The following is a 13,184-nucleotide window of genomic DNA, read 5'->3' as shown; positions in this document are numbered from 1 at the left end:
CCCCTGAAGCCCCCGACACGAACGCCTAAACAGCCAACCCTCTCAGCAAGAAAAAATCACCGCTGCAACAGCACTCACCCGTCAACAGCAGCCAAGATCTTCCCAAATAACGCATCCGCATGCGCCGAATCCAACCAGCGCACAATCACCACCATACGACGCTCAGGTTCCACCCACGTAAACGAGCTCCCTGCCCCCACGCCAAAGAAACTCGACGCCGGCACGCTGGGAAACATACGCTGGCCATCATTCAGCCAAATCAGATAACCGTAGTAAGCCGCCAACTCACTAGGCGTGCGCATTGCCTTTAGCCATTCCTTCGAAATCACCTGCCGACCATCCGCTGCCTGTCCGTTATTCAGCAGCATTTGACCCACCAGCGCCTGATCCTCGCTGCTGATCGACATACCTCCGCCCCAATGCGAACCGCCCGGCACCGACGGCATCAACTCGCCATCGATCTCGACCCAAGCATTGTCATAAGACACCCAATTCCACGAGTCGCTAGCACCAAGCGGACCCATGATCGCCTCGCGAAAAATCTCCGGCAGCGGCTTGCGAAACAGATGCAGCAACGCGTACGACAACTGATTAATCCGTACGTCGTTATATTCCCAATACGTCCCCGGCTTTTGCAGCGGTCGCGCATCGCCCTTCTTGCCCCCCGGGGGCGCACCGAACGTCACCGCGCGATAGCGATCCACCTGGTCCGGCACGCCAAAGCGCTCGCCCTCCCATTCACTCGTTTGCTGCAGCAGATGACGCCACGTAATCTGCGCGTTATTGCCCTCATCAAAACCAATACCCGGCACCCGCGCGCGCACGGGCTCATCGACATCCGGCAACAGGCCGCGGTCATGCGCCACACCTGCCACCAGCGCCAGATACATCTTGGCCACACTAAACGTCAGATCCGCACGCTGCGGCTCCCCCCACGACGCCACCGTCTTGCCATCGACCACCACCAGACCCGTATTCGGACCGCGATCGTGCACTGGCCCAAGCAGACGATTCCATGGCGGGGGGTCCCCCTGATGCACGCCCCATACACCATCGACCGAGCGGTCCCAGTTGCTCTCGTGTTCTTGTGCAAACTGGATGGCTTGCTGCATCAATGCGTCTTGCATGGAACCCCTCTTTGTAAAGGCGGGCGACCGGCGTGCTCGCCCATCGCGATTGGTATACCAAAATAGCGTTTCAACTAAATCATACGCAACACACTATAGACCGGCAACGGCTACGCAGATTTTCCCTATCATCGATAACCCGTAACGTTCCGGGCTAACAAGGCTTCTTTTGGGTATTCCCTCATAAAAAAAACCCAGCTCATTGCCTTATAGTGATCGCATAATCAAATACCATTTGGTATACCAACCAATGTAGAGCAGCGCTTTCCCCTTCGCCTAATGGCACGTATTTCGACGCCGGATCACCCCCGACGCCGGGCGTCTGGCAATCGTCTCAGCAATACCCGCAGTTTTCCGCTTAACCGATACGCTCACAGGAGCTCATCATGGCTGAACGTCGCGTTAGTTTCGCTGCACCGCTGGATTTTGTCTGTTCATCGTCCACTCGTCCCGGGTTGCCGCGCCTCAAGACATTGGCCACCGCCCTCTTGCTGGCTGGCTCCGTACTGGGCCTGCAGCCCGCCATCGCCGGCAAACAAGATGACACGCTGCGCATGGCCTACGACCAGGCCCCCGAGAGCGTCGACCCCTATTACAACAACGTACGTATCGGCGTCATCATCGCCGCCAACGTCTGGGACACGCTGCTGTATCGCGACCCATTGACCAACGAATACAAGGGTCAACTCGCCAAGAGCTGGAAACAGGTCGACGACAAGACCCTGGAATTCGAACTGCGCGAGGGCGTGAAATTTCATAACGGCGAAGAGTTTGACGCCGACTCGGTGGTCTACACCCTGAACTTCGTGTCCGACCCGAAAAACAAAGCCACCACCCAACAAAACGTCCGTTGGATCGACAAGGTCGAAAAACTGGGCAAGTACAAAGTACGGATCACCACCAAAGAGCCTTTTCCCGGCGCCAAGGAATACCTGTCCACGACCGTGGCCATCCACCCCGCCAAGTACTACGCCGAAGTCGGCCCGCAAGGTATGAACGCCAAGCCGGTCGGCACCGGCCCCTACAAAGTCGTGGAATACATCCCCGGCAAATCCATCACGCTGGAAGCCAACAAAGACTATTTCAAAGACTCGCCCAAGGCCCAGCCCAAGATCGGTAAAGTCGAGATCCGTTTTATCCCCGATCGCCAGACCCAGATGGCCGAGGTGATCTCGGGCGGCGAAGACTTCATCATGCATGTGCCCAAAGATCAAGCCGAGCAACTGAAGTCCATGCCGCAATTGCAGGTCAAGAGCGGGAACACGATGCGTATCGTGTTCATCAATATCAACAGCCTCGACAACACGCCGACCCCGCAACTCAAGGACGAACGCGTACGCAAAGCCATTGGACACGCTATCGACCGCGAAGCCATCGTCAAAAACATCGTGGGCGAAGGCGCCGAAGTCCTGAACACCATCTGCACGCCGTCCCAAGTCGGCTGCACCGACGAGGGCGCCCCGGTCTACAAATACGACCCCGCGTTATCAAAGAAGCTGCTGGCTGAAGCCGGCTATCCGGATGGGTTTGAAACAAGCATCGTCGCCTATCGCGAACGCAACCAGACCGAAGCCATCATCAACTACCTGCAGGCCGTCGGCATACGCGCCAAGCTGAACTACTTGCAATACGCCGCCATGCGCGACCTGATCCGCGAGGGCAAAGCCTCGTTGACCCACCAGACCTGGGGATCGAACCTGGTCAATGACGTCTCGGCCTCGACGCCGGTGTACTTCTCGTTCGGCCACGACGATATCACCCGCGATCCCAAGGTACGCGAACTCCTGGACAAGGGCGACACCACCATCGACAGCAAGGCACGCAACGCGGCCTACAAGGAAGCGCTGACAATGATCGCCGAGCACGCGTACGCGGTCCCCCTCTGGTCGCTGCCGGTGTATTACGTCGCCAGCAAGGACGTGGAGTTCAAGGCCTATCCCGATGAACTGGTTCGTTTTTGGGAAATGAGCTGGAAGTAAACCCAACCGCCCATTCGGCCACGCGGCAGCACACGGAGCGTCACTATGCTTGCATTCATGATCCGGCGGTTAGGACTCGCGGTATTGGTCGCCCTGACCGTTTCCGTCCTGGCCTTTATGCTGCTGCATCTGTCGGGAGATCCGGCGGTAGCCCTGGCGGGCGAAGGCGCCCGCCAGGCCGACATCGACATGGTGCGCCAAACCTACGGGCTGGATCGCCCTGTCGTCGTCCAATATGCCGACTGGCTCTGGCACATCGTCAACGGCGAGTTCGGTAACTCGGTTTATTTCAAGACCGCGGCGGGGCCGCTGATCCTGTCCAAGCTGAAAACCACACTGATGCTGGGGCTCGGTGCCCTGGGCGTGGCCTTGCTCATCTCCATCCCGCTTGGCGTGATTGCCGCGCTCTACAAGGGCAGCATTGCGGATCGCATCTGTTTGGCTGTGGCCGTCCTGGGCCAGGCATTGCCGAACTTTTTCTTTGCCCTGATGCTGATCATGCTCTTTTCGATCTCGCTGCGGATCTTGCCCGTATCGGGCAGCGGCACGTGGCAGCACTTTGTAATGCCGGCTATTGCACTGGGCTACTACGTCGCGCCCGCGTTCATGCGACTGATCCGCGCCGGCATGATCGAAGTGCTGGCGGCGGATTACATTCGTACGGCGCGCGCCAAAGGATTGCCCGCGGGCAAGGTCATTTTCAAGCACGCCCTGCGTAACGCCATCGTTCCCGTCGTCGCGCTGGCCGCGGTGCAACTGGGCTACTTGCTGGGTGGCTCGGTGGTGATCGAGACGGTCTTCGCCCTGGATGGTCTGGGCTATCTCGCTTATCAAAGCATCACCTTCAAGGACTTTCCCGTCATGCAATTGATTGTGCTGTTGCTGTCCGTGCTGTACGTCTTGCTGACCCTCGTGTCCGACATCGCCAACGCGTGGCTGGACCCACGCATCCGGGTGTCGTAAATCATGGCGCTCTCACCCTCGACCCTCATCGCGGAAGCTCCTCCGGTCACCGTGACCGCCTCGGCCTTGAAATGGCGCCGGGCGCGTAAGAACAAGGCCTTGATGGTCGGCGGCGGCATCTTGCTGCTGATCGTACTGATCGCCCTCCTGGCGCCCTGGATCTCGCCGCACGACCCTTATTTTCAGGATCTGGCCTATCGCACCGCTCCGCCTGTGTGGTACGAGAAAGGCACGTGGTTGCATCCCCTGGGCACCGACCAGTTGGGTCGCGACTACATGTCACGACTGTTTTACGGCGCGCGGATATCACTATTGATCGGCATCAGCGTCGCCGTGATCTCGGGCTTGATCGGCACCGCGATCGGCATGGCCGCCGGCTATTTTGGCGGACGCGTCGACATGGTCGTGTCCTTTCTCGTCACGACGCGCCTGTCCATGCCGGTGATCCTCGTCGCGCTGGCCACCGTCGCTATCGTCGGCGGATCGCTCTGGGTCGTGGTCCTGGTACTGGGGTTATTGAAATGGGATCGCTTCGCCGTCGTCATGCGTAGCGCCACGCAGCAGGTTCGCTCGCTGGAATATGTCTCGGCCGCACAAGCGGCCGGCGCCTCGACCTGGCGCATCGTGCGTGGCGAGGTTCTGCCCAATGTCGTGCCGCACCTGATCGTGATCGCCACCCTCGAGGCCGCCAGCGCCATTCTGCTGGAGGCCTCCCTGTCTTTTCTGGGTCTAGGCGTGCAGCCGCCATTGCCCTCGTGGGGCCTGATGATCTCCGAGGCCAAGGCCTATATGTTCTTTTCGTTCTGGCTGATCGCCATTCCGGGCAGTGCCCTGGCGCTGCTGATTTTCGCCATCAACCTGGCCGGCGATGGCCTGCATCAATGGCTGACGCCCGAGGACAAAGCCTGACATGAGCGACTCCGATATTGTGCTGGACGTACAAGACCTGCGTGTCGACATCGACACGCCCCGCGGCGCACTGCATGCCGTGCGCGGTATCTCGTTCCAGGTGCGGCGCGGTGAAACCCTGTGCCTGGTCGGCGAATCCGGTTGCGGCAAATCCATGACCTCGCTGGCGATCATGGGCCTGCTGCCTCGTACCGCCAAGCGCAGTACCTCGCGTCTGGCCGTCCTGGGCGAAGACCTCTCGCGCGCCAGTCGTGGACGCATCAACACGCTGCGCGGCAACAAAATGGCCATGATCTTTCAAGAACCCATGACCGCGCTGAACCCCGCCTACACCATCGGTGATCAACTTACCGAACACTATCGCCACCATCGCCACGCCAGTGCCGCTCAGGCCCGCGACCGGGCCATCGAGCTATTGGAAAAAGTCGGCATCGCGTCGGCCGGACAACGCCTGGGTCAATACCCCCATCAGTTGTCTGGCGGCCTGCGTCAGCGCGTCATGATTGCCATGGCGCTCATGTGCGGCCCCGAGCTCCTGATCGCAGATGAACCCAGCACCGCGCTGGACGTCACCATCCAGGCGCAGATCTTGCGCCTGTTGGCCGACCTGCAGGCTGAACTCGGCATTGCCATGGTGTTGATCACTCACGATCTGGGCGTGGTAGCGCGCACCGCCCGTCAAGTCGCCGTGATGTATGCCGGCCAGATCGTCGAGCAAGGTCCCGTCGCCGATCTTTTCGCGGCGCCGCGCCATCCCTATACCGAAGGCCTGCTGGCCTGTATTCCCGTACCCGGACGCACGCCGCCCGGTACGCCATTGGGCACTATCCCTGGCGTGGTACCCAGTCTGGTGGGCGACCTGCAGGGCTGTTCGTTCCACGACCGCTGCCCTCATGCCGAGCCCGACTGTCTGCAAACCATTCCCCTGCATCAGTCGCCCCATCGCCAATGGCGTTGTATTCGTACGGAGGCCCATTGATGCCACCCTTGCTTCAGGCACAAGACGTCAGCCGCAGCTTCACCGTCAAAACCGGCATGTTCCAGCCGCGCCGCACCCTGCACGCCGTCAACAGCGTGGATCTCGATGTGGAACGCGGCGGCGTGCTGGGCATCGTGGGCGAATCCGGTTGCGGTAAATCCACCCTGGCACGCGTCCTGCTGGGACTAATACCCGCCACCCAAGGCAGCGTCACCATCGAGGGCCAGGACATTCACGCCCTGACCCGGCGCGAACTCGCCCGTCGCGTGCAGCCTGTCTTTCAAGACCCCTACTCCTCGCTGAACCCCCGGCGCACCATCGCCTCGATCGTGTCGCTACCCCTCGAAGTCCAGGGCATCGCCAACCCGCGCCAACACAAAGCCATCGACATGCTCGAGCGGGTAGGCCTGCCCGCCCGGTTCGCCGATAACACACCGGGTCAGCTTTCCGGTGGCCAGCGCCAACGCGTCGCCATTGCGCGGGCGCTGGTCATGAATCCCGAGATCGTCATCTGTGACGAGCCGACCTCCGCGCTGGATGTATCCGTGCAGGCGCAGATCATGAATCTGTTGATGGCGCTACAAAAAGAGTTCAACCTGACGTACGTGTTCATCAGCCACAACCTGGCTGTCGTCGAGCACATCGCAACGCATGTCTCCGTGATGTATCTCGGTCGCGTCGTCGAGTCCGCGCCCGCCGCCGAACTTTTTCATCAACCGCGCCATCCCTACACCCAGGCCCTGCTCGCCTCAGTGCTCACGCCCGAACCCGGCCTGGGTATCCCCGATATGGGTCTGGGGTTATCCTTTCCCGATCCGATCAATCCCCCGTCGGGCTGTCCGTTTCACCCACGCTGCAAGCACGCTATGCCGCAGTGCCAGCAACAGCGACCCGTCCTGCAAGTCCAAGGCCGGGCGCAAGTCGCTTGCCATCTTTACCCGTCGTCGAACATCGAAGGAACACCGACACCATGAGCCGCACACAAGCCATTGCCAACGCCGAGCACTGTTTTGATTCAGGCGCCTTTCGTTCCGTGATCGCCCGCCGCGTGGCGATCCCCACCGAAAGCCAGAATCCCGAGCGCGCCGACATGCTGGCCCGCTACTTGGCCGCCGAAATGCAGCCCGCCTTCGAGGCCATGGGCTTTACCTGTGAAACGCTCACCCACGACAAAGCGCGCGCGCCGTTTCTCTATGCCGAGCGCATCGAAGACCCCGCCTTGCCCACGGTGTTGGGCTATGGTCACGGCGATGTGATCCGCGGACTCGAACCGGAATGGCACGAAGGCCTCTCGCCCTGGGAGCTTACCGAGCGGGACGGTCGCTGGTATGGGCGCGGCATTGCCGACAACAAGGGGCAGCACAGCATCAACATGGAAGCCCTGCGCCTCGTACTCGAAACACGCGGCAAGCTCGGCTTTAACGTCAAATACCTGATCGAAATGGGTGAGGAAACCGGCTCGCCCGGCCTGCGCGAACTATGCGAACAGCACAAAGACCGTTTTCGCGCCGACCTGCTCATTGCCTCGGACGGCCCTCGACTCAGTCCCCAGCGCCCCACCGTCTTTCTCGGTGCACGTGGCAGCCTGAATGTGGATCTCACCATCGAGGCACGCGACGGTGGCCATCACTCCGGCAACTGGGGCGGCCTGATCTCGAATCCCGGCATTCAATTGGCGCACGCCATCGCCTCGATCTCGTCGTCCTCGGGCCAGATACGCATCCCCGAATGGGTGCCGGCCGAGCTACCCGCCTCCGTGCGTCGTGCCCTGGCCGACTGCGAAGTCGACGGCGGCGCCGACGGCCCCACTATCGAACCCGACTGGGGCGAGCCCGGCCTGTCTCCTGCCGAGCGTGTCTTTGGCTGGTGCTCCTTCGAGGTCCTCGCCTACAAGACCGGCAATCCCGACACGCCCGTCAACGCCATCCCGCCGCGTGCCTGGGCGCGTTGCCAGTTGCGCTTTGTCGTGGGCGTCGATCCCGACGGCCTCCTGCCCGCCCTGCGCCGTCACCTGGATCGCCAGGGCTTTCCGATGGTCAAGATCCAGACCACGCGCGAAACCATGTTCAAGGCCACGCGTATCGACCCCGAAGACCCCTGGGTCAAATGGGCTGTCGCGTCGCTCGGACAAACCAGTGGCAAAAAAATCGCCATCCTGCCGAACCTGGGCGGCTCCCTGCCCAACGACATTTTTACCGATGTCCTGGGCCTGAAGACCGTCTGGGTTCCTCACTCGTACCCCGGCTGCTCGCAGCACGCGCCCAACGAGCATTTACCGCCCGAACTGCTGCGTGAAGCACTCACGCTGATGACCGGGCTGTACTGGGATCTGGGAGACGGCGGCACGCCTGCCCGCCAATCAACCTAAGCCGGCTTCGGCCCCGAATCCCCGGGGGCCTTGGGATCCACGCCGTCGGTCGATGCGCCCTCGGCGTCCGGGTCCTCGACCACCCGGTCCAGTTCATTACCCAGCACGTCTTCCGATCCCTCGCCCTGCTCTTTCGACAACTGGCGCCGCGTGTGACCCGCCGCGCGCGCATTGTGCGTCGCGGGGCGTTCAGTCTGCATGAATACATTGGCCGGCGGCGCATAGCCGTTCTTGTCTTGGCCAAAGTACATCACGGTGTGCGGGTACGGGATCTCGATGCCGGCGGCATTGAAGTGTTTCTTGACCAGGCGGTTGTAGCCGCGCTGTATCGCCCACTGCATCCCCGGCGTCGTCTTGATCAGCACACGGATCGTCGCGCCCTTTTCGTTCAGCGCCGTCACGCCCGGGATACTGATATCCTCCAGCACCTCGGCGGCCAGCAGCTCGTCTTGCATCATCTCGTCAAACGCATGACGCAAGTGCTGTACGGCATCGTCCACGCTCTCTCGATGCGAGATCGTGTATTCGCCCAAGTGATACGAAAAATCGCGCATGTGGTTCGACACCACATCCACCGACGAAAACGGAATCAGGTGATAACCGCCATCCAGCGTACGGATACCCACCGAGCGGATCGTGATCTTTTCCACCGTGCCAAAAATCCCGGCGACCTGAACCACGTCATTCTGGTTCATGCCATTTTCGAGCTGGATAAAAATCCCGGTAATGATGTCCTGCACCAGTTTCTGCGACCCGAAACCAATCGCCAGGCCTACCACCCCGGCGCCCGCGATCAACGGGGCGATATCCACGCCGATCTGCGACAGCACCACCATCACCGTCATGGTAAGGATCAAAATCAGCGCCGCATTGCGAAACAGCGCCAGCAATGTGCGCTCGCGCGCCGTCGGCACCGCAGTGCCCTCTTGCATACTGAGCCGGTGTTCAATGATGCTGGCGATCACCGTCCAGGCAATCGCGGCGACCACGAGCACAATCGCCACATTGACCACCACCCGCACCGCCGCCGTTCCCGCCGGCGACACGATCCAGTTCGACAGATCAAACACCCGCCACGCATCCAGCACAAACAGCACGACCACGATACGCACTAATATCCCGAAACCCCGCAGGGTCGCCGGCACATAAGCATTCACCCGCGCCTCGAGCATAGGCAACTTGCGGCGCAGGTCTTCGGGCAAACGGATAGGACGCGACAACAGGCCGGCCAACACCAGGATGATCGAGGTCCCCACCCCGATCGCGATCGCCGACTGCACCGTGGCCTTGACCATGAACGGCAGGGCCTCATCGGTATCGACCTGACTGACCACCAGCAGCACCGTGAAATAGCCTATCGCCAGCAAATGCCAGGTGCGCGCCAAGAGGCGCAACCCCGTCCCGAACGAGCCGATCGACATGCGCTGCGCACGCTGCCTCAGATGATCCCGCAAAACAAAGCGGTTGCGCCAGATAATGTGTACGGCATAGACATAGGCCGTCACCATGATAATCAGCCCCATCAGCTTGCCGAGTGCCGGCGACAGCAGAGACTGCGCCAGCGGCTCTACCACCAACAAGCCATAGCCAATAACGGCCGCGATATTACCCAGCCGCGCGTTCCAATAGCTGGCCACATCGTCGGCCATCGTAAACAGACGCAACGTTGGGTAACGCGTCGAAAACACGCCGCGGATCAAGGCCCGCGTGACCCCCACCGCCACAAACGCATTCACAAATAGCGACTGGGCGGTCGTGATCCCGCCACGCGGCTCGGCCACCGTCATCGCCATCCCATACCCTGCCAGACCGGCGAGCAGCACAATGACCAGATCAATCAGCAACGCGCCGAACATCGCGCCAGCACGGCGAACCACCACGATCCCGGCCTTTGCGCGCAACGGCCCCTGAATCGGCGGCGGCGGCGGTTGCGCCGCCCAACGGTCAATCCGGGCATAGGCATAGGACGCGATCGCGCGCAGCACACCAAACACCACCACGCTCGTCGCCGCAACAATGGCCAGGCCCAATAGCGTTGATATCAGCCGCTCGCGTCTCCCGGGGTCCATCCCCTGGCCCCCCAGCACGCCTCGTAGCTCATCCACCGCGGTCTGGGCATTCGTGCTCATGTCCGCGACAAAGTCCTGCGTACCCTGGGCGATACGCGTTGGCAGCGACGGCTGCGCCGCCGCCTCCTGTTCAGCATTGGCGGACGCCGCCGGGGCAGCCTGCGTCCGTAATTGTTCAATCAGCTTGTCGCGAGTCGCCGGATCGGCCAGCATATCCGCCAGGGCGGCGGGGGTCAGCTCCGTCGCAGGCGTCGCCTTGGCCGGACTCTCGGCCGCCGGTTTCGCCGCCGACAGCCCCGGGAGCGTCACCGCCTGCGCGGCATTGCCCAGGCCCACGATCCACAACAAACCCACGGCGCAGCATAGCTGCACCAACCAGGGTATGACCCACCGTGCGCGCGATAGCGCCGGATTATTGTTCATATCCAGGAATGGGGTGGTGCGGACGTGCGAACCCACGTGGCGGTCTCCTTAATGAGACGGTGTGCGGCCACTGACGCGCCGGCCGCAACAACGCAACGCCCCAATGACTGGGGCGTTTCCCGCATGATATAGGTCATTGCAACAGGTAGACAACCACACATGCGTGCGGCATCACTACACCCAGGACTGCTTCATTGGCCTGCCTTACAGTTTGGCGACCGATACCTCGGTGGCTTTGACGAACGCCAGTACCTCGGTGCCGACTTGTAGATCCAGCTCCTTGACCGAGCGCGTGGTAATCACTGACGTCACGATACCCGCCGGGGTCTCCACGTCGACCTCGGACACGACCGGTCCGAGAATGATCTCCTTGATACGGCCGCGGAATTGATTGCGGGCGTTGATCGATTGAATGCTCATTGTCCTGCTCCTTGTTTATCAGTACGTAACCCGTACGTGTTCAGTTAGCGAGCCGTTGCCGCGCCCGGACAGCAGCGTCGACGCCCCACCTACACCGCCAGCCGCAAATGGCCAATGGAAATCACGGGCGCCAGCGGCCGGTTGCCCTGCGGCTCCTGTTCTTTATCCAGCACCGCGTTCAGCACGCGTGCCTCCAGGGCCGCAAACGCCGGACTCGTGCGTTGCCGCGGTCGCGCCAGATCAATCCGCTGATCGAGGATCACGCGGCCCTCTTCGATCACAATGACGCGGTCCGCCAGGGCGATGGCCTCATTCACATCGTGCGTCACCAAGACGGCGGTAAACCCATCGCGCTGCCACAGGTCTTCGATCAACTGTTGCATCTCTAGCCGCGTCAACGCATCCAGTGCACCCAACGGCTCGTCCAGCAACAACAAACCGGGTCGATGCAACAGCGCACGCGCCAGCGCCACCCGTTGCTTCTGGCCACCGGACAACGCGGCGGGCCATTCTTGCCCCCGCTCGCCCAGCCCGACCTGCCGCAACACCGATGCGGCCTCGCCGCGCTGACTTGCCGGTGTACCGATAGCGACGTTGCTCAAAATCGACTTCCACGGCAACAGTCGTGGATCCTGAAACATCATGCGGACACGGTCATCCGCGCCATCCTGTACCTGATCATCAAGACGGATCGCGCCGCTCGCGCGCCGATGACCGTCGGCGGCTGTCGCGCTTTCCAGCCCCGCCAGCAAGCGCAGCAACGTACTTTTTCCACAACCGCTACGCCCGACGATCGCGACAAACTCGCCCGGCGCGAACGCCAAATTGAGTCCCCTCAGGACATGCCGCTCGCCGTAATGCTTGTTCAAGTCCTTGAGCGTGACGCGCACCGGTGGCTGCGCCGCCGCGACCGTATCCTCGCCTTCGCGTTCCCGCTCGGCCTCATTGATCCGAGACGTCATATACGCCTCGGGCGACTCCCACTCATACGTATTCAAAAACATCCTCGGCTCCCAAAGACATGGTTGACATCAGGCGGGGCGATACGCCGGATTCCAGCGCAGCAGACGCGACTCGAGCCCACGGGCACAAACATCCGCCACCTTGCCCAATGCCGCGTACAGCAGAATGCCCAGCAACACGATGTCCGTCTGCAAAAACTCACGCGCATTCATCGTCATATAGCCAATACCCGATTGCGCCGAAATCGTTTCCGTCACGATCAAGATCACCCACACCAGACCCAACGCAAAACGCAGGCCCACCAGGATCGACGGCAGCGCGCCCGGAAAAATCACATCGCGATACAGCGCCCAGCCCGACAACCCGTACGAGCGCCCCATCTCGATCAACGCCGGATCCACCGAACGAATACCGTGAAAGGTGTTCAGGTAAACGGGAAAAAACACGCCCAGCGACAACAACGACAGCTTTGCCACCTCTTCGATTCCAAACCACAGAATCACCAGTGGAATCAGCGCCAGCACCGGAATATTGCGGATCATCTGCAACGTCGTATCCAGCAGCGTTTCGGCCAGACGCGACGCGCCATTCAACAAACCCAACGCCAGCCCCAATCCACCGCCCAGCAGCAAGCCCCACCAGGCGCGCAAAGCGCTAATACGCAGGTGCTCCCACAACTCTCCCGTAGCCGCGAGCGTCCAACCCGCCTTGGCCACGGCCCACGGCGCCGGCAAAATTCGGGACGACAGCCATCCCAGCTCCGACGAGACCTGCCATACGACTAAAATCAACAACGGCACCAACCAGGGCAATAAGCGGCGCGCGACGTTTACCGCCGTTGTTGTTACCGCCCTTGTCGTTGCCGCTCTCGCCGTTTGTGTCGTCGACGCCGTTGTCCTCGCTGCTGCTGTCGTTGCGGCCGCCGCTGTCGTCGTTGCTGCCGTCCTCACCGCTGCCGTCCTTGCTGCCGCTGTTGTCGCCGCT

The 13,184-nt window shown here is 61.5% G+C and carries 11 protein-coding genes; 6 read left to right on the top strand and 5 right to left on the bottom strand.

The annotated features are described in order from the left end of the window. Nucleotides 1-74: 74 nt before the first annotated feature. Nucleotides 75-1,127, bottom strand: a complete 1,053-nt coding sequence (locus ACNAZS_RS26200) for a serine hydrolase domain-containing protein (RefSeq protein WP_415793509.1) — start codon at nucleotides 1,125-1,127, stop codon at nucleotides 75-77. A 386-nt stretch (nucleotides 1,128-1,513) separates the two neighbouring features. On the opposite strand from ACNAZS_RS26200, the gene ACNAZS_RS26195 reads away from it, so the two are divergent. Genes ACNAZS_RS26195 through ACNAZS_RS26170 form a run of 6 tightly spaced genes read left to right on the top strand, consistent with a single transcriptional unit; the run spans nucleotide 1,514 to nucleotide 8,325 of the window. Then, nucleotides 1,514-3,106, top strand: a complete 1,593-nt coding sequence (locus tag ACNAZS_RS26195; protein ID WP_415793507.1) for an ABC transporter substrate-binding protein — start codon at nucleotides 1,514-1,516, stop codon at nucleotides 3,104-3,106. Nucleotides 3,107-3,151: 45 nt separating this feature from the next. Then, nucleotides 3,152-4,069, top strand: a complete 918-nt coding sequence (locus tag ACNAZS_RS26190) for an ABC transporter permease (protein ID WP_415793505.1) — start codon at nucleotides 3,152-3,154, stop codon at nucleotides 4,067-4,069. A 3-nt stretch (nucleotides 4,070-4,072) separates the two neighbouring features. Beyond that, nucleotides 4,073-4,978, top strand: coding sequence for an ABC transporter permease (locus ACNAZS_RS26185; protein ID WP_415793504.1), 906 nt, complete (start codon nucleotides 4,073-4,075; stop codon nucleotides 4,976-4,978). Between the two features lies 1 nt (nucleotide 4,979). After that, nucleotides 4,980-5,957, top strand: a complete 978-nt coding sequence (locus ACNAZS_RS26180; protein WP_415793503.1) for an ABC transporter ATP-binding protein — start codon at nucleotides 4,980-4,982, stop codon at nucleotides 5,955-5,957. Beyond that, entirely contained in the window at nucleotides 5,957-6,931 is a 975-nt protein-coding gene (locus ACNAZS_RS26175) for an ABC transporter ATP-binding protein (protein WP_415793502.1), read from the top strand. The genes ACNAZS_RS26180 and ACNAZS_RS26175 overlap by 1 nt, the downstream gene beginning before the upstream one ends. Continuing rightward, nucleotides 6,928-8,325, top strand: coding sequence for a M20 family metallopeptidase (locus ACNAZS_RS26170; protein ID WP_415793501.1), 1,398 nt, complete (start codon nucleotides 6,928-6,930; stop codon nucleotides 8,323-8,325). The genes ACNAZS_RS26175 and ACNAZS_RS26170 overlap by 4 nt, the downstream gene beginning before the upstream one ends. On the opposite strand, the gene ACNAZS_RS26165 is transcribed toward ACNAZS_RS26170, so the two are convergent. From ACNAZS_RS26165 to ssuC, 4 genes are all read right to left on the bottom strand, one after another. Then, nucleotides 8,322-10,853, bottom strand: coding sequence for a mechanosensitive ion channel domain-containing protein (locus tag ACNAZS_RS26165; protein WP_415793500.1), 2,532 nt, complete (start codon nucleotides 10,851-10,853; stop codon nucleotides 8,322-8,324). The two genes, ACNAZS_RS26170 and ACNAZS_RS26165, sit on opposite strands and share 4 nt — an antisense overlap. Nucleotides 10,854-11,021: 168 nt before the next feature. Continuing rightward, entirely contained in the window at nucleotides 11,022-11,237 is a 216-nt protein-coding gene (locus ACNAZS_RS26160) for a TOBE domain-containing protein (protein ID WP_415793499.1), read from the bottom strand. 89 nt (nucleotides 11,238-11,326) lie between these two features. Beyond that, complete coding sequence (locus ACNAZS_RS26155; RefSeq protein ID WP_415793517.1) at nucleotides 11,327-12,199, bottom strand: ATP-binding cassette domain-containing protein; 873 nt, start codon at nucleotides 12,197-12,199, stop codon at nucleotides 11,327-11,329. 69 nt (nucleotides 12,200-12,268) lie between these two features. Next, nucleotides 12,269-13,150 (bottom strand): aliphatic sulfonate ABC transporter permease SsuC, encoded by an 882-nt coding sequence (gene ssuC / locus ACNAZS_RS26150; RefSeq protein ID WP_415793515.1) that lies wholly within the window; start codon nucleotides 13,148-13,150, stop codon nucleotides 12,269-12,271. Between the last annotated feature and the right edge of the window lie 34 nt (nucleotides 13,151-13,184).

Origin of the sequence: Bordetella tumulicola (assembly GCF_965138755.1) — a bacterium.
GTDB lineage: Bacteria > Pseudomonadota > Gammaproteobacteria > Burkholderiales > Burkholderiaceae_B > Bordetella_A > Bordetella_A tumulicola.
This window is presented reverse-complemented; position numbering and strand designations above follow the sequence as displayed.